Origin of the sequence: Pseudomonas sp. LG1E9, assembly GCF_003290225.1 — a bacterium.
Classification (GTDB): domain Bacteria; phylum Pseudomonadota; class Gammaproteobacteria; order Pseudomonadales; family Pseudomonadaceae; genus Aquipseudomonas; species Aquipseudomonas cyclaminis.
Window position 1 is genome coordinate 3,130,920 of the sequence record NZ_CP029983.1, and the last position, 15,634, is coordinate 3,146,553.

A 15,634-nucleotide genomic window follows, 5' to 3' on the forward strand; every position below is an offset into this window, starting at 1 on the left:
AGGCCGGGTAACCCCGGCCGAATAAGGAGAGCGGTTTCAGCGATTGAGGAACGCCAGCAAGTCTTCGTTCAATGCCTGGGCGTGGGTCACGGCAAACCCGTGGGGCGCGTCCTTGTAGACCTTCAACTCGGCGCCCTTGATCATCTCGGCGGCCACTTTACCGGTGGTTTCGAACGGCACGATCTGGTCACCATCACCGTGGATCACCAGGGTCGGCACGTCGATCTTGGCCATGTCCGGACGGAAGTCGGTTTCGGAGAAGGCGGTGACGCAATCCACGGTCGACTTGAGGGACGCCAGCATGGCGATTTGCAGGGTCTGCCTCAGGGTGCCTTCGGAGACCGTCTGCCCCTTGTTGAGACCGAAGAACGGCGTGTTGAAGTCCGCGATGAACTGCGCACGGTCCTTGAGCAGGCCGGCCTTGATGCCGGTGAACACGTCCAGCGGTACACCCTGCGCGTAATCCGGCTGCTGGCCGAAGATCGGCGTGACTGCACCCAACAGCACCAGCCCGGCAACCCGCGCGCTGCCGTGACAGGCGATGTAGCGCGCCACGTCGCCGCCGCCCATGGAGAAGCCCACCAGGGTCACGTCCTTGAGGTCCAGGTGTTCGATCAGTTGCGCGATATCGTCGGCGAAGGTGTTGTAGTCGTTGCCGGTCCACGGCTGGTCCGAGCGGCCAAAGCCACGGCGGTCGAACGCGATGGTGCGGTAGCCACGGCTGCTGAGGTATTCCATCTGGTATTCCCACATGTCGGCATCCAGCGGCCAGCCGTGGCTGAACAGCACGGGTTTACCGCTGCCCCAGTCCTTGAAATAGATCTGGGTACCGTCTTTGGCAACGAATGTGCTCATGGAAAACTCCTGGTTGAGGGGGGCGAGAAGACGCTGGCGCACTATTGCCGTAAACCTGACGAAGGGCTTGTACGGGTGTGCTCGGTTGAACGGTTCAGCGTCTATGCTGGTCCACTGACCTCCACAGTCTGATCACGCAGGTGAACGAAATGGCCAAGACCTACAGCTACGCCGCCCGGGACTCCAAGGATTCGCTCAAGCCCTTCACCTTCGAGCGCCGTGCGCCAGGGGCGGACGATGTACAGATCGACATCCTCTATTGCGGCGTGTGCCACTCCGACCTGCACACCGCACGCAACGAGTGGAACAACACCCTGTACCCCTCGGTACCCGGCCATGAAATCGTCGGCCGCGTAACGGCGGTGGGCGCCAACGTGAAAAAATTCAAGGTGGGCGACCTGGCCGGTGTCGGCTGCATGGTCGACAGCTGCCAGCACTGTCCATCCTGTGCCGAAGGCGAGGAGCAGTACTGCGAGAACGGCTTTACCGGCACCTACAACGGCCCGGTATTCGGCGGTGAAAACACCTTCGGCGGTTACTCCGACAGCATCGTGGTCAAGGAAAAGTTCGTGCTGCGCATCTCCCACGACGATTCCAACCTGGCTGCGGTGGCGCCGTTGCTGTGCGCGGGCATCACCACCTATTCGCCGCTGCATCACTGGAAGGTCGGCCCCGGCAAGAAGGTCGGCGTGGTCGGCCTCGGTGGCCTGGGCCACATGGCGGTGAAGATCGCCCATGCCATGGGCGCGCACGTCACGCTGTTCACCACTTCCCCCAACAAACGCGAAGACGGCCTGCGCCTGGGCGCGGACCAGGTGGTGGTGTCGAAGAACCCGGATGAAATGGCCAAGGTCGCCAACAGTCTGGACTTCATCCTCAACACCGTCGCCGCACCGCACAACCTCGACGTGTTTCTCAACCTGCTCAAGCGCGACGGCACCATGACGTTGGTCGGCGCCCCGGACAGCCCGCACCCGTCGCCAGCGGTATTCGGCCTGATCTTCAAGCGCCGCAGCCTGGCCGGCTCGTTGATCGGCGGCATCCAGGAAACCCAGGACATGCTGGACTTCTGCGCCAAACACGGGATTGTCTCGGATGTGGAGATGATCGATATCCAGGGTATCAACGAGGCGTATGAGCGGATGCTCAAGGGCGATGTGAAGTACCGGTTCGTGATCGATATGGAGAGTTTGAAGAAGGAAAGCCACGCGGCCTGAGCCTCGCTCTCCAATCTACCGAATAACCCTTGTGGGAGGGGGCTTGCCCCCCAGGCTCACGGCCGTTGCGGCTTGACCGATGTACCAAAGGTATTGCCCATGCGCACGCTGGTTGCCGCCGGGGTGGATAAGCCCACGGCGTTTGGCGGGCGTTTTTCCACGGACAGGTTTTGCGCCTCACGGTTTTTTTTCGCGGCCTTGGCTGCATTCGTGTCATTGCCCATGTGTTGGCCCAGGCAGCCATAGTCGGGCGCCTTGTAGCCATCCACCGTGACTTCGGTGCAACCGCCGGGCGCGTTGTCGGCGTGGGCGAGCAAGGGCAGGGAGGCGCACAGCAACAGGCTGGCGAGCGTCGGGAGCAGCTTCATCATGGCCTCCTGGCAGGCCCGAGGGAGTGGGCCGGTAAGGCTTTGGAGTCTAGTGCAGCCGGCTTCTCGTCACCGTGATGTTTTTTTTGCTATCACCGTAACATCAGGTTCATAAACGGGCCTCAGGATGACGGTTTTCTAGGGCGCGTCGGCCGTGCAGCGATGCAACGCAGGGGGTGAACAGGGGGCCTGGAGGCGCGCCGTATGCGCCCTGGTCTTGCTGTTGCTGCTGGCCGGCGGCAGTGCTGCGCGGGCACAGTCGCCGCCGTTGTTACTGAACCTGCCCGCGCAAGACCTTGAACATGCCTTGCAAGCCTACAGCCGCGCCACCGGGATGGCGGTGCTGGTGGACCGCGAATTGACGCGGGGCCGTCGCTCCTTTGGAGTGCGCGGTCGTTTCACGGCGCAGGAGGCTCTGGCGATGTTGCTGACGGGGAGCGGCCTGATGGCACGTTATGCACGCAGCGATGCGTTTACCTTGCAGTTGCCCGAGGTCAGCCAACCGCCCCCGGCTCGTGGTGCGGCGGCCCGCAGCGCTGCGCGGATCAATAACAGCTACGCGACGGCCTTGCAGCAGGCCATCGAGACCAGCCTGTGCCGTTCGCCCTTGACCCGGCCCGGCAGTTTTCGTGCGCTGGTGCAGGTGTGGGTCAACCGCGACGGCAGGATCGAACACAGCCGGCTGGTCAGCTCCACCGGCGATGAACAACGCGATGAAGCACTGGTTCGCGGCCTCGGCGCTGCGCGGGTGGAACGCCCGGCGCCGAGTTCACTGCGCCAACCACTGACTTTGCTCTTGATGCCCGACACCACAGGAACACGCATGGAATGCACAGCCGTAAAAGGAGCCTCGGGCGGATGAAAAATACCGGGCACAGTACGATGGTCAGCTTGTTCCTGGCGTCCTACGAAGACTTCAAGGTGCGCTTGCGCAAGCGCTTGGGCTCGGAAGACCTGGCCAACGACGTCCTGCACGAAACCTACCTGCGGGTCGACCGCATGGAAGTGCCGCCGAACCTGGCGCAACCCAATGCCTACCTGTACCGCATGGCCCTGAACATCGCCGCCGACCGCCGCCAAGCCGACGCCCGCTTGCTCACCGGCAGCGAGGTGGAAGAATTGCTGCAAAGCGCCGACGAAGCCCAGGACCCGTCGCGGGTGGTGGGTGGCCAGCGAGAAATCCAGTCCTTGGTCAAAGCCCTGTATGAACTGCCCGCGCGCCGCCGCAAGATCCTGATCGCCGCCCGCCTGGAAGAAGCGCCGCACCTGGAAATCTCCCAGCGCTTCGGCATCTCCACGCGCATGGTGGAGAAAGAAATCAAGGCCGCCCTGGGGCATTGCGCCAAGCGTCTGGAAAGAAAAGTGATCCAGCGGTTCGGTCCCGGCGCCGGAAAACCGTCTTAGTGTTGAGTCCCTGATAAAACCGTGAGTATGTGCGCGCTTGAACATTTTTAGCCTCTCCCTCGCCCGGCCGTCCGCCGCCAGCCCCTTGCACGATGAAGCTCGCGACTGGCTGCTCCTGCTGACCTCGGGCCGCGCCACCGTGGCCGATGCCAAGGCCCTCAAAGCCTGGTGCGACCAGAGCACTGAGCATGCCCAGGCGTTTGAACAGGCCAAAGAGTTGTGGCAGCAATTGGCACCGGCGCTGGAGCAAACGTCTGCGCCGCGTCAGTTCGGGCGTCGCGCATTCCTCGGTGCTGCGATTGCAGCGTCGGCGGCGGTGGTGATGGTGCGTGTCGGTGTGCCAGGCGGTTTTTCCGGGCTCACGGCGGACTATCGCACCGAGGTCGGCGAGCAGCGCCAAGTGTTGTTGAGCGACGGCGTGAGCCTGGAACTCAACACGCAGACACGCATCAGCCGGGTGGGGCAGGGGATTGAACTGCTCGAAGGCGAGGTCGAGGTCGTCGCCCATATTGCGCAACCGCTCAAGGTCCAGGCCGGGGAAGGCTGGGTGAGTGCGGCGCAGGCGCGGTTCAATGTGCGGCATACCGATCGCCGGGTGTGCGTCACCTGCATCGAAGGATCGCTGTCGGTGGACGTTGGCGGCAACAGTCTGAGTTTGGGCAGTGGTCGGCAAATAAGCTATGACGCTGCCGGGGTCAGTGCCGTGACGACGGTGGACACGCAGGCGGTGGTGGCCTGGCGTGAGCAGGTGCTGGTGTTCGATAACGCGACGCTGGCGACGGTGGTGGATGAAATCAACCGCTATCGGCCGGGGATGCTGGTGCTGCTTAACAAGGAGCTGGGACGGCGGCGGGTGCAGGCGCGCTTCAGTCTGCAGCAGTTGGCGGGCGTGGCGCTGTTGATTCGGGATGCGTATGGGGCCAAGTGTACGGAGTTGCCTGGGGGCGTTGTTTTGTTGAGTTAGGCTAGGTCTCTGCAGTTGAGCCCAGCCCAAATGTGGGAGGGGCGGTGCGACGATAGCAGTGGGTCAGTCAAAGTTGCATCAACTGACACTCCCTCATCGAGGCATGCGTATCTACACATCTTTCAATGGATGGTGAATCTATGGCAAATAGGCTGTTGTGGTGAGCGGGCTTGTCCCGCGCTGGGCTGCGAAGCGGCCCCAAACTTTCACCTCGATTGATTCTGGCACGCTGCGGTGACCTTTTAGGGCTGCTGCGCAGCCCAGCGCGGGACAAGCCCGCTCACCACAGAGTTGTGTAGATACCCATGCTCATCGGGACAAGGCGAATCGTCGCACCGCCCCTCCCACATTTGGATCTCCATATCAGACCGATGTCAGCCAGCATCGGCGCTGGCTTTTGATCTCAGTCGCCCCCCACCCGCAAAGGCCCCAGCACCTGCCGATACCGCTCCACCCCCTGCGCCGTCTGCCTGACCAACCGAATCTCCAACCCCAGCGGATCCGCCCGCCTATTCCCACTCAACTGGCGCCAGCCCTTGTCCGCGTCCCACACCCGCACCTGCAAATCGCTGACCCCGGTCAACACCACGACCCCATCCTTGGCCGCCGGTAACGGAAACCGATCCCGCGCCGGCGCGGCGGCGCGATACAGGCTGTCGCCCTTGAGCCACCAGCGCACCCGCTGCAAGCCATCGCCTGTCACGGGGGCACTGCGGATCACGTCCAACTGAAACCCTTTGCTGTCGGAGCTGCGAACGGAAACGCCAGCCAACCCATCGGCGCCGTCTTTCGGCACAGTCAGTTCCACACTGGCCCTGAGGCTGATGTCCCGTTGCAGCTGGTTCAGTACGCGCAACATGGCCTCAGTCTGTTCCGTGCTCGCCTGCAGGTGATGATCGGCACGGGTCACGCTGTCCAACCCGCGCCAGGCGATCAGGCTGACTACCGCCATGAGCATGATCGCGACCATCACTTCGATCAGCGTAAAACCTTGTTCAGCGCGCTTCATGGCAGGCTCACCACACGCATCAAACCGGCGGCATCCCGTTGCAGGCTGAGGCTGTGTTGCCCGTCGGACAGCACCACGCGCACGGGTGGGTTGATCCACTCGGCATCGAGTACCAGGGTCTGCCTGGGTTCGATGTTGATCTGCATCGACGGGCTCTCCCATAGACGTGGGCGCAATTGGGCATCGCCCTTGAACGCCTCCATGCCCATTCCGTCCTCACTGCGACGATTGAAGCGAAACCCCTTGGCATCGGCGCGCCAGGTAATCGGTCGGCCGTCGGCGCGGGCTTCGGCCTGGGCCACTTGCAACAGCTGGCTCAGGCGCTCGGCGTCTTTGCGCAGCAGGTGCAGCGGGTCGGGCTTGATGCTCAGGCTGATGGCGGCACTGGCAATGCCGATGATCACCAGCACCACCATCAGCTCGATCAGGGTGAAGCCGTGTTGTTTCATCGTGGGGCACCTGCTGAACTGGCGAGGTTGTGAAATAAAAACGTGCGAATTGGCCTGTACGCTGGAGACTCGGACAAACAGGAGGTCCCACCCATGGCTTTTTCCCTGCGATTTTCCCCCGCCCAGGGCGTGCAGATCGGCGCGCTGCTGGCGGCCTTGGCCGGCGGGGTAGTGTGGACGCCACTGTTGCTCACCTCCGCGCAATCCCATACGCCCCAGGCCACCCCGCAGGCCCTGGCGGCACGCAGTGATAACCCGGCGCTGCAATGGTTTTCCAATGCGCCGACGGCGTTGCAGGTCAAGGTCACTGGCGTACTCGCCGGCGTGCGCGGTGCGGTGGCGATCCTCAGCCTCAACGACGGCCCGCCGCGCAGCTTTCTATTGGGTGAGCGCCTGAGCCCCGGCGTGCGGCTGACGGCCATCGAAGGCGATGGTGTGGAGATTGAGCGGGGCGGCGAGAAACTGCGCGTCAACCTCGACAAGCTGCCGGACGCTCCCGCATTGCCGCGCCTCACTCGGCCATGACCTGAGTGGCAAGGCGCGCCAGGGGCGGCGCTTCGCGACTGGCGTCGAGCACCAGGACGGTGATCTGAAACAGCGGGCCATCGGCGCTGACGGTCTGCTCGCAGCGCAGTTTCAGGCGGCCCTGGTCGCACTCGATGGTCTGCTTGCCGCTGCGCAGACTGCCCTCCAACCGGGCTTCCGCCAGGCGACTTTGCGCCGCCAGCAGCGCCATCGACTTGTCCCGCAACAGCCCGTTGCTCTGGGTCATCAACCCAGCCACACGCACAGCGGCGGCCATGGCCACGGCAATGATCGCCAGCGCCACCAGCACTTCAATCAGGGTAAATCCTCGCTCGTTGCGATGGCCGTACATGACGCTCTCAAAGCCTGGAAACAGGCCCGCAGACTAGCGCCGCGAGTTGACCGATTGGCGACCGAACCTCCCGAGGATTTTCAATACGACTGACATGTGTTCTTGCAACACTGCGCCACGAAATGCACTCACCCAAGGAATGTCGAGATGGATATCGCGCGCCTAACGTCCCCATTGCCAGGCCCTCGCGGCCAGCGTGGCTTTACCTTGATCGAGATCATGGTGGTGGTGGTCATCCTCGGGATCCTGGCGGCGATGGTGGTGCCCAAGGTGCTTGACCGGCCGGACCAGGCGCGGGCCACGGCGGCCAGGCAAGACATCGGCGGCTTGATGCAGGCGCTGAAACTCTACCGCCTCGACCACGGCACCTACCCGAACATGAACCAGGGCCTGAAAGTGCTGGTGGAGCGCCCGGCGGATGCCAAGAACACCAGCTGGCGCGCCTACCTCGACCGTTTGCCGAATGACCCGTGGGGCCACCCGTACCACTACCTCAATCCGGGCGCCAACGGCGAAGTCGATGTGTTCTCCCTCGGCGCCGATGGCCAGCCGGATGGCGATGGTGTGAATGCCGATATTGGCTCCTGGCAGTTGTAAGGCGCGCCATGAAACGGTATTCGCCCCCAGTGGTGAAGCAGCGCGGCATGGCGATTATCAGCGCGCTGCTGATCGCCGCCGTGGTGGCGGTGATCGCCGGCGCCATGCTCACGCGCCAGAGCGTGTTTACCCGCAGCCTGGAAGCCGAGCAGATGCGCATCCAGGGCCAGTGGCTGTTGCAAGGCGGCCTTGAGCGCAGCCGGCAGATGCTGTGGGAAGCGCGCCAGAAAGACGTGCTGACCCGCCTGGACCAGCCGTGGGCCAGTGCCCAGGGCGGTGCGTTCGAAGGCCGGGTTGAAGACGAGCAGGGCAAGTTCAACCTGCGCAACCTGGTCAATCGCCAGCGGGTGGATGTCGAGCAAGTGCAGAGCTTCGAACGCCTGTGCCGCCTGATCGGCGTTGACCCGGCCGTGAGCCGGCGCATCAGCCAGCGCGTGATCGCGTCCTATGAGCAACTCGACACGCCTGCCAGATACCCGATGCTGCGCAGCCTGGATGACTTGAGTGGTATCGAAGGCCTCGACCCCGAGGTCGTGCGGCGCCTGCAGACCTATATCAGCGTGCTGCCCGACGTCACCTGGGTCAACGGCAACACCGCCCGCGCCGAAGTGCTCAGCGCCGTGGTGCCGCAACTGAGCCTGTCCCAGGCCCAAGCGCTGGTGGCTGAACGTGACGGCGGGCACTGGTTTATCAACCGGGGGGATTTCGTCAACCGTCTGCACTTGCCGCAGGTGGCGGTGGACACGGTGCAGGTGGGCATCACCAGCGAGTGGTTTCGCCTGCAGGGCCAGGCGCGGCAGGCGCAACGGCGGGTGACCCTTGATGCGCTGCTGCACCGTCCGGAGAGTCGCCGGCCCCAGGTGATCTGGTCGCGGGTGGGCGTATGAAACGCTTGCGCATTGCCTTGCCGCCGCTGGCTGAATTGAGGGTCGACAGTCGGGTGAAATGGGCCTGGCTGGAGCGTGGCGCGGTGGTCCGCGAAGGTCATGAAAGCCTGGCGCAATTGGGCAAGGGCCGCCACGCGGTGGACTGTTTTCTGCACCCCCGCGACAGCCTGCTGACGAGCCTCGAATTGCCGCCATTGCCCGCCGCCAAAACCCAGGCCGCCGTGGCCTGCGCGGCCCAGGCGTTGATCCTCGGCCCGGTGGAGCAGATGCACGTGGCCCACGGCCCCCGGGAAAGCGACGGCCGCGTGCAGGTTGGCTGGGTGCCCAAGGCCGGGCTGGAGCGGCTCGGTCAGGTCCTGGCGCTGGCGCAACTCAAACTGCGCGGCCTGTACCCGGCGCCCTACGCTTTGCCCGTGGGCGCAGCGGCGCTGGACGAAGGCTGTTTGTTGACCCGCGACAGCCTGCAACAAGCGGCGGTGCACCCGCTGGGGTTGCAGGCCCTCGATATGCCGCTGGTGGACGCTGCGCAGCGTTGGGCCGGTGCCGTGCCCGCCTGGGGTTTGCACGCACGCCTGCGCGAAGGCTCCAAGGGTGGGTGGGGCCGGGCGCTGGCCTGTGTCGCGCTGGCTGCGCTGGTCTGGACGGTTGGCCTCAATCTGTATGCCGCCCGTCAGGCGGACGAAGGCTTGCGGCTCAAAGCGTTGATGAGTCAGCAGGTACGCCAGGCGTTTCCCGAGTTGCCGGTGGTGCTCAATCCGTTGCAGCAGGCCCGCCAGCAACTGACGGCACGCCAGACCGGCGCCGCCGCCGATCCCGGCCAACGCTTTCCCAGCCTGCTGCAACTGGTGGGCAGCCAGTTGCCGTTCATGGTGGGCAGCGTCGACACCCTGACCTTCGAACAAGGACGCTTGCAACTGGCGTTGCTGGCCGACAGCCGTAGCCCGGCCGTCGAGGGCGAGTGGCAGGCGGCCTTGGCGCAGGCTGGGTTTGCCGCCACGCGGGACGACCATGGCTGGAGCATTGCCCCCGCGCAGGTCGTAGAAAAACCGGGAGCCGGCGATGAATAAATGGCACCGCATGCGCGGCCAGACCCAGGTGTTCTGGAACGGCCTGGCCCTGCGTGAAAAACGCATGCTGGTGGGCGTCGGCCTGGTGCTGGCGAGCCTGTTGACCTGGCTGGTGCTGGTCCAGCCCGCGTTGAAGAAGATCGACTATTGGCAAGCCGAAACCCCCAAGCTGCGCGCCCAGGCCGCCGCCTTGCAGGTGCTGTTGCAGGATGTCACCGCACCTCGGCCCGCCGACGAGGCGGCGCTGCGCCAGGCCCTGGACAGCGCCGGTCTGCAAGGCCATTACCAGTTGCAGGCGCTGGACGCCGGCGGTTGGCGCCTGACCTTCGACAACGCCCCGGCCGACGCCGTGGTGGGCTGGTTGCTGGGCAATCCCCGTTCATTTTCTCTGGAAGTGTCCGAGGCGCGTTTGCAACGTGCCCCGGACGCCGTCGACACCTCGGCCGGCACTGTGTCCGGGACCGTTCGCATGGATCAGGCGCTTGGCGCTAAGGAAGCTTCATGAAGTGGTCAGTCCCCCCTTTTCGTATGGCCGCGCCACTGCTGTTGCTGGCGCTCAGTGCATGCAGCAGCCAGGAGGCGCCCAAGCCGTTGCTGGTGGACAGCGAGCTCGGCCAGCCGTTGGCCGACACGCGCCGCAGCGGCGATAGCGTGCTGGATCGCCAGCGCGAACTTGTCCCCAAGCCCGCCGTGCAGCATCGGGTGACCAACAGCGCCCGTGGCCAGGCCCCGGCGACGGTCAAGGCGCGTAACCCGTTGGGCGACCAACCGGTGCAACTCAACTTCGTCGACGCCGATATCCAGGCGGTGGTGCGCGCGCTGTCCCGCGCCACCGGCCAGCAATTTCTGGTGGACCCGCGTGTGAAGGGCAACCTGACCCTGGTCAGCGAAGGCCAGGTTCCCGCGCATCAGGCCTACGACATGCTGCTGGCCGCGTTGCGCATGCAGGGCTTTAGCGTGGTGGATGTAGGCGGCGTGGCCCAGGTGGTGCCGGAGGCCGATGCCAAGTTGCTCGGCGGGCCGATCTACAGCGCTGGCAGCAGTGGCATGCAGACCCGCACCTTCCGCCTGCAATACGAAAACGCGGTGAACCTGATCCCGGTGCTGCGCCCCATTGTGTCGCCGAACAACCCGATCAACGCTTACCCCGGCAACAACAGCATCGTCATCACCGACTATGCGGAAAACCTGGCGCGGGTTGCACAGATCATCAGTGGCATCGACACCCCCAGCGCCATCGACACCGACGTGGTGCAGATCCAGAACGGCATCGCTGTCGACATCGCCGCCATGGTCGCCGAACTGCTCGAAACCCAGGGCGCCGACCAGACCCAGAAGATCAATGTGATCGGCGATCCGCGTTCCAACTCGATCATTATTCGCTCCGGCAGCCCCGAACGCACCGAGCTGGCGCGCAACCTGATCTACAAGCTCGACAACGCCCAGAGTAACCCCAGCAATATGCACGTGGTGTACCTGCGCAACGCCCAGGCGGGCAAGCTGGCCCAGTCGCTGCGCGGGTTATTGACCGGCGAGAGCGATTCCGGCGTCAGCGACGAGGCGCGCGGCAAACTCAGTGCCATGGGCGGCAACGGCCAGACCACCACCCCGGCCAGCAACGCGCAGAACAGCAGCGGCACGCCCACCGGCAGCGGCGTGCAATCGAGCTATGGCCAGGACCCGCAAGCTACCGGCAGCCCGTCCAAGGACCAGGACACCGCGTTCAGCGCCGGCGGCGTGACCATCCAGGCCGACGCCACCACCAACACCTTGTTGATCTCCGCGCCGGACCCGCTGTACCGCAACCTGCGCGAAGTGATCGACATGCTCGACCAGCGCCGCGCCCAGGTGGTGATCGAAAGCCTGATCGTGGAAGTGGGTGAGGACGACGCTACCGAGTTCGGCGTGCAATGGCAGGCCGGCAACCTGGCGGGCAGCGGCGGGTTTAGTGGGGTCAACCTCGGCGGCAGCGGCTTGAACGGCACACCCGCCAGTCCCACCAGCATTGATGTATTGCCCAAGGGCCTGAACATCGGCCTGGTCAACGGCACCGTGGATATTCCAGGGATCGGCAAGGTGCTCGACCTCAAGGTGCTGGCCCGCGCCTTGAAGAGCAAGGGCGGCACCAACGTGCTGTCCACGCCCAACCTGCTGACCCTGGACAACGAAGCGGCGAGCATTTTTGTGGGGCAGACGATTCCGTTTGTCACCGGCAGCTATGTCACCGGCGGCGGGGGCACCAGCAACAACCCGTTCCAGACCGTGCAGCGTGAAGAAGTGGGGCTCAAGTTGAACGTGCGCCCGCAGATTTCCGAGGGCGGCACGGTGAAGCTGGATATCTATCAGGAAGTCAGCAGCGTGGATTCCCGGGCGTCGGTGGCCGCGGGGACGGTGACTAACAAGCGGGCGATTGATACCAGCATTCTGTTGGATGACGGGCAGATCATGGTCCTGGGTGGCTTGCTGCAGGATGGGTACAGCCAGAGCAATGAAGCGGTGCCGTGGCTGTCGAGCATTCCGGGGCTGGGTGCGTTGTTTCGCAATGAGCGGCGGGCGGTGAGCAAGACCAACCTGATGGTGTTCTTGCGGCCTTACATCATCCGTGACAGTGGGTCGGGGCGGGCGATTACGTTGAATCGCTATGACTATATGCGCCGGGCTCAAGGTGGGCTGCAGCCGGAGCATAGTTGGGCGATGCCGGATGTGCAGGCGCCGCAGTTGCCTTCGGTGGAGAAGGCGATTCCGGCAGGGACACGGCCATGAGCCTGTTGTACACAGGATTAAATGTGGGAGGGGGCTTGCCCCCGATGGCGGTGGGTCAGTTAAAAATTTGCCAACTGACACTCCCTCATCGGGGGCAAGCCCCCTCCCACATTTTGACCGCATTTTACTGGGGGAGGCTGGTATGAGCCTTCTGCCCTACGCCTGGGCCAAATCCCAGCGCATCCTTCTGCGGCCCGGCGACGAAGGCATGCTGCTCACCGTCTGCCCTTCAACCCCCGGCTGGTCCATCAGTGAAGTCCAGCGCCAGTTTGGCGAGTCGCCGATTGAGCAGGTACGCGACGACGAACTCGACGGCCTGCTCGCCAGCGCTTATGCCGACACGGGCAGCGCCGCCGCTGTGGTCGGTGCTGCCGAGAACGAGGTGGACCTCGACCGCCTGATGCAGGACATACCCGAAATCACCGATCTGCTCGACACCCAGGACGGTGCGCCGGTGATCCGCATGATCAATGCCTTGCTCACCCAGGCCGCCCGAGATGAGGCGAGTGATATCCACATCGAACCCTACGAAACCCATTCCGTGGTGCGCTATCGCGTCGACGGCACGCTGCGCGATGTGGTGTCGCCGCGCAAAGCGCTGCACGGTGCGTTGGTGTCGCGGATCAAGATCATGGCCCAGCTCGATATCGCCGAAAAACGCCTGCCCCAGGATGGGCGTATCGCCTTGCGGGTGGCCGGGCGGCCGATTGATATTCGGGTGTCGACGGTGCCCACCGGGCATGGCGAGCGGGTGGTGATGCGCCTGCTCGACAAGCAGGCCGGGCGTTTGCAGTTGGAAACCCTGGGCATGCAAGCGCAGTTGCTGGCGCGCCTCGATACGTTGATCCGCCAGCCCCACGGCATCGTGCTGGTCACCGGGCCCACCGGCAGCGGCAAGACCACCAGCCTCTACGCGGCGTTGGCGCGGCTGGATGCGAGCACCAGCAATATCCTCACCGTGGAAGACCCGGTGGAGTACGACTTGCCGGGCATCAGCCAAATCCAGGTCAACGCCAAGATCGACATGACCTTCGGCCTGGCGCTGCGGGCGATCCTGCGCCAGGACCCGGACATCATCATGATCGGCGAAATCCGCGACCTGGAAACCGCGCAGATCGCCGTGCAGGCCTCGCTTACCGGGCACTTGGTGCTGGCCACCTTGCACACCAACGACGCGGTGTCGGCGGTCAATCGCTTGATCGATATGGGGGTCGAGCCGTTCTTGCTGGCGTCGTCATTGCTGGGAGTGTTGGCCCAGCGGTTGGTGCGGCGCCTGTGCCCCCATTGCAAGCAGGAAGACCCGGCCGCGCCGGGCACCTGGCGTCCGGTGGGATGTTCACATTGCAACCAGGTCGGTTACAGCGGCCGCACCGGTATCCATGAGTTGTTTTGCGTAGACGACGATGTGCGCAGCCTGATCCACCAGGGCGCCGGCGAGCAGGATTTGCGCCTCGCCGCGCGCCGGGCCGGGATGTTCAGCATGCGCGAGGACGGTGAGCGCTGGGTACGCAGCGGCGCCACCGCCCCCGAAGAAATCCTGCGCGTGACACGGGACGCCTGATGAATCGCTATCGCTATGAAGCCGCCGACGCCAACGGCAACGTCGAGGCCGGGCACCTGGAGGCCGACAGCCAGAGCGGGGCGTTTGCCGTGCTGCGCAGCCGTGGCCTGACCGCGCTGTTGGTGCAGGTCGAAGGCCATCAGCAAACCACCGCCGGCAGCAGCCTGTTCGCCGCCAAGCTGTCGGACAACGACCTGGCCTGGGCCACGCGGCAACTGGCGAGCTTGCTCGGTGCCAGCCTGCCGCTGGAGGCGGCGCTGAGTGCCACGGTGGAGCAGGCCGAGAAAAAGCACATCGCCCAGACGTTGGCGGCCGTGCGTGGCGACGTGCGCGGCGGCATGCGCCTGGCGGATGCGCTGGCGGCGCGGCCACGGGATTTCCCGTCGATCTACCGCGCGTTGATCGCGGCGGGGGAGGAATCCGGTGACCTCGCCCAGGTGATGGAGCGCCTGGCCGACTACATCGAGGAACGCAACAACCTGCGCGGCAAGATCCTCACTGCATTTATCTACCCCGGTGTGGTGGGTCTGGTGTCCATCGGCATTGTGATTTTTTTGCTGAGTTACGTGGTGCCCCAGGTGGTCAGCGCGTTTTCCCAGGCGCGCCAGGACCTGCCGGGCCTGACCCTGGCGATGCTCAACGCGAGCGACTTTATCCGCGCCTGGGGCTGGCTGTGTTTTGCCGGGATCGTCGGCGGTTTCTGGAGCTGGCGCCTGTACCTGCGCAACCCGGTGGCGCGCTTGAATTGGCACAGCCGCGTGCTGCGCCTGCCGCTGATCGGGCGCTTTGTGCTGGGCCTGAACACTGCGCGGTTTGCCTCGACCCTGGCAATCCTCGGCGGTGCCGGCGTGCCGTTGTTGCGGGCGCTGGAGGCGGCGCGGCAGACCTTGTCCAACGAGCGCCTGAGCCAGTGCGTCAACGATGCCACCGCCAAGGTGCGTGAAGGCGTCAACCTGGCGCCGGCGCTGGCGGTGGAGAAAGTCTTTCCGCCGGTGCTGATCCACCTGATTGCCAGCGGCGAAAAAACCGGCTCGCTGCCGCCGATGCTGGAGCGTGCGGCGCAAACCCTGTCGCGGGATATCGAGCGGCGCGCCATGGGCATGACCGCGTTGCTGGAGCCGCTGATGATCGTGGTCATGGGCGCCGTGGTGCTGGTGATTGTGATGGCGGTGCTGTTGCCGATCATCGAGATCAACCAACTCGTCACCTGACGACACGCTGTAAAAAATGTGGGAGGGGGGCTTTGGTGAAAACATAACCTTAGCAAACGAGGCTCTTGTGGTGAGCGGGCTTGCCACAGAAGCCCCCTCCCACATTGGACCTTTTCTGTTCAGTTGATTTTTGGGGCGGGCCAATATCGCCAGACCCCAACCTCGGGTTCCTCATTCCGTCATATCCACGCCCCTTGTCACAGCCCGCGCCGCCTTGACGAAACCCACGCTGAAACCTCGCTGTCATCTGCCGCCAAATCGCTCAAAACCATGACCAAAACACCCGAGAATCTTTTTAAAATCAAGTGCTTCCTCCCGAGGTTTTTTCCTACATCTGTCATCGGAAACTGCGACTTTCTCTCCATGGTTTTCACCCCCCGGCCACCCCCGCATCACGGCCTTGGG

17 protein-coding genes are annotated in these 15,634 nt (G+C 64.3%); 12 read left to right on the forward strand and 5 right to left on the reverse strand.

What is annotated here, in order from left to right:
• Positions 1-36 precede the first annotated feature (36 nt).
• Positions 37-855: an alpha/beta fold hydrolase gene (locus DNK50_RS14790; RefSeq protein WP_112194800.1), complete on the reverse strand. Its 819-nt coding sequence runs from the start codon at positions 853-855 to the stop codon at positions 37-39.
• 149 nt (positions 856-1,004) lie between these two features.
• On the opposite strand from DNK50_RS14790, the gene DNK50_RS14795 reads away from it, so the two are divergent.
• The gene (locus DNK50_RS14795) at positions 1,005-2,072 is read left to right on the forward strand and encodes an NAD(P)-dependent alcohol dehydrogenase (RefSeq protein WP_112194802.1); all 1,068 of its coding nucleotides are present in this window, start codon (positions 1,005-1,007) and stop codon (positions 2,070-2,072) included.
• 56 nt (positions 2,073-2,128) lie between these two features.
• On the opposite strand, the gene DNK50_RS14800 is transcribed toward DNK50_RS14795, so the two are convergent.
• On the reverse strand, positions 2,129-2,440 hold the full coding sequence (locus DNK50_RS14800) for a hypothetical protein (protein ID WP_112194804.1): 312 nt from the start codon (positions 2,438-2,440) through the stop codon (positions 2,129-2,131).
• Positions 2,441-2,657: 217 nt separating this feature from the next.
• Between DNK50_RS14800 and DNK50_RS14805 the strand changes: the two genes are divergently transcribed.
• From DNK50_RS14805 to DNK50_RS14815, 3 genes are read left to right on the forward strand one after another with little or no spacing between them, the layout of a single operon-like run.
• Positions 2,658-3,302 (forward strand): secretin and TonB N-terminal domain-containing protein, encoded by a 645-nt coding sequence (locus DNK50_RS14805; protein ID WP_099586425.1) that lies wholly within the window; start codon positions 2,658-2,660, stop codon positions 3,300-3,302.
• Complete coding sequence (locus tag DNK50_RS14810; protein ID WP_099586426.1) at positions 3,299-3,844, forward strand: RNA polymerase sigma factor; 546 nt, start codon at positions 3,299-3,301, stop codon at positions 3,842-3,844. The genes DNK50_RS14805 and DNK50_RS14810 overlap by 4 nt, the downstream gene beginning before the upstream one ends.
• A 37-nt stretch (positions 3,845-3,881) precedes the next feature.
• A complete protein-coding gene (locus DNK50_RS14815; protein ID WP_099586427.1) occupies positions 3,882-4,808 on the forward strand; it encodes a FecR domain-containing protein in 927 nt (308 codons plus the stop codon).
• Positions 4,809-5,211: 403 nt separating this feature from the next.
• On the opposite strand, the gene DNK50_RS14820 is transcribed toward DNK50_RS14815, so the two are convergent.
• Both DNK50_RS14820 and gspH read right to left on the reverse strand, forming a co-directional pair.
• Complete coding sequence (locus DNK50_RS14820) at positions 5,212-5,817, reverse strand: type II secretion system protein GspJ (protein ID WP_112194806.1); 606 nt, start codon at positions 5,815-5,817, stop codon at positions 5,212-5,214.
• Complete coding sequence (gene gspH, locus DNK50_RS14825; protein ID WP_099586429.1) at positions 5,814-6,266, reverse strand: type II secretion system minor pseudopilin GspH; 453 nt, start codon at positions 6,264-6,266, stop codon at positions 5,814-5,816. Before gspH ends, DNK50_RS14820 begins: the two co-directional genes overlap by 4 nt.
• Positions 6,267-6,359: 93 nt before the next feature.
• Here gspH and DNK50_RS14830 point away from each other — a divergent pair, with 93 nt between their 5' ends.
• Positions 6,360-6,791: a type II secretion system protein N gene (locus tag DNK50_RS14830; RefSeq protein WP_112194808.1), complete on the forward strand. Its 432-nt coding sequence runs from the start codon at positions 6,360-6,362 to the stop codon at positions 6,789-6,791.
• Here the strand turns inward: DNK50_RS14830 and gspI are convergent.
• The gene (gene gspI, locus DNK50_RS14835; RefSeq protein WP_112194810.1) at positions 6,778-7,143 is read right to left on the reverse strand and encodes a type II secretion system minor pseudopilin GspI; all 366 of its coding nucleotides are present in this window, start codon (positions 7,141-7,143) and stop codon (positions 6,778-6,780) included. The two genes, DNK50_RS14830 and gspI, sit on opposite strands and share 14 nt — an antisense overlap.
• Before the next feature lie 147 nt (positions 7,144-7,290).
• Between gspI and gspG the strand changes: the two genes are divergently transcribed.
• The 7 genes from gspG (at position 7,291) to gspF (ending at position 15,229) form a co-directional block, all read left to right on the forward strand.
• Positions 7,291-7,740, forward strand: a complete 450-nt coding sequence (gene gspG / locus DNK50_RS14840; protein WP_099586432.1) for a type II secretion system major pseudopilin GspG — start codon at positions 7,291-7,293, stop codon at positions 7,738-7,740.
• An 8-nt stretch (positions 7,741-7,748) separates the two neighbouring features.
• Positions 7,749-8,627 carry a type II secretion system minor pseudopilin GspK gene (gene gspK, locus DNK50_RS14845; RefSeq protein WP_158878771.1) on the forward strand — a complete coding sequence of 293 codons (879 nt, stop codon included), beginning with the start codon at positions 7,749-7,751 and terminating at the stop codon, positions 8,625-8,627.
• Entirely contained in the window at positions 8,624-9,694 is a 1,071-nt protein-coding gene (gene gspL / locus DNK50_RS14850) for a type II secretion system protein GspL (protein WP_112194812.1), read from the forward strand. The genes gspK and gspL overlap by 4 nt, the downstream gene beginning before the upstream one ends.
• The gene (gspM, locus tag DNK50_RS14855) at positions 9,687-10,199 is read left to right on the forward strand and encodes a type II secretion system protein GspM (RefSeq protein ID WP_112194814.1); all 513 of its coding nucleotides are present in this window, start codon (positions 9,687-9,689) and stop codon (positions 10,197-10,199) included. Before gspL ends, gspM begins: the two co-directional genes overlap by 8 nt.
• Positions 10,196-12,457 carry a type II secretion system secretin GspD gene (gspD, locus tag DNK50_RS14860; protein WP_112194816.1) on the forward strand — a complete coding sequence of 754 codons (2,262 nt, stop codon included), beginning with the start codon at positions 10,196-10,198 and terminating at the stop codon, positions 12,455-12,457. Before gspM ends, gspD begins: the two co-directional genes overlap by 4 nt.
• A 142-nt stretch (positions 12,458-12,599) precedes the next feature.
• Complete coding sequence (gene gspE / locus DNK50_RS14865) at positions 12,600-14,018, forward strand: type II secretion system ATPase GspE (protein WP_112194818.1); 1,419 nt, start codon at positions 12,600-12,602, stop codon at positions 14,016-14,018.
• The gene (gspF, locus tag DNK50_RS14870; protein ID WP_099584169.1) at positions 14,018-15,229 is read left to right on the forward strand and encodes a type II secretion system inner membrane protein GspF; all 1,212 of its coding nucleotides are present in this window, start codon (positions 14,018-14,020) and stop codon (positions 15,227-15,229) included. Before gspE ends, gspF begins: the two co-directional genes overlap by 1 nt.
• Positions 15,230-15,634: the final 405 nt, after the last annotated feature.

Bases quoted from the DNA above. Each gene is read 5' to 3' on its own strand.
- DNK50_RS14790 (WP_112194800.1), bottom strand. From the start codon at position 855: ATGAGCACATTCGTTGCCAAAGACGGTACCCAGATCTATTTCAAGGAC.
- DNK50_RS14795 (WP_112194802.1), top strand. From the start codon at position 1,005: ATGGCCAAGACCTACAGCTACGCCGCCCGGGACTCCAAGGATTCGCTC.
- DNK50_RS14800 (WP_112194804.1), bottom strand. From the start codon at position 2,440: ATGAAGCTGCTCCCGACGCTCGCCAGCCTGTTGCTGTGCGCCTCCCTG.
- DNK50_RS14810 (WP_099586426.1), top strand. From the start codon at position 3,299: ATGAAAAATACCGGGCACAGTACGATGGTCAGCTTGTTCCTGGCGTCC.
- DNK50_RS14820 (WP_112194806.1), bottom strand. From the start codon at position 5,817: ATGAAGCGCGCTGAACAAGGTTTTACGCTGATCGAAGTGATGGTCGCG.
- gspH (WP_099586429.1), bottom strand. From the start codon at position 6,266: ATGAAACAACACGGCTTCACCCTGATCGAGCTGATGGTGGTGCTGGTG.
- DNK50_RS14830 (WP_112194808.1), top strand. From the start codon at position 6,360: ATGGCTTTTTCCCTGCGATTTTCCCCCGCCCAGGGCGTGCAGATCGGC.
- gspI (WP_112194810.1), bottom strand. From the start codon at position 7,143: ATGTACGGCCATCGCAACGAGCGAGGATTTACCCTGATTGAAGTGCTG.
- gspG (WP_099586432.1), top strand. From the start codon at position 7,291: ATGGATATCGCGCGCCTAACGTCCCCATTGCCAGGCCCTCGCGGCCAG.
- gspK (WP_158878771.1), top strand. From the start codon at position 7,749: ATGAAACGGTATTCGCCCCCAGTGGTGAAGCAGCGCGGCATGGCGATT.
- gspL (WP_112194812.1), top strand. From the start codon at position 8,624: ATGAAACGCTTGCGCATTGCCTTGCCGCCGCTGGCTGAATTGAGGGTC.
- gspM (WP_112194814.1), top strand. From the start codon at position 9,687: ATGAATAAATGGCACCGCATGCGCGGCCAGACCCAGGTGTTCTGGAAC.
- gspD (WP_112194816.1), top strand. From the start codon at position 10,196: ATGAAGTGGTCAGTCCCCCCTTTTCGTATGGCCGCGCCACTGCTGTTG.
- gspE (WP_112194818.1), top strand. From the start codon at position 12,600: ATGAGCCTTCTGCCCTACGCCTGGGCCAAATCCCAGCGCATCCTTCTG.
- gspF (WP_099584169.1), top strand. From the start codon at position 14,018: ATGAATCGCTATCGCTATGAAGCCGCCGACGCCAACGGCAACGTCGAG.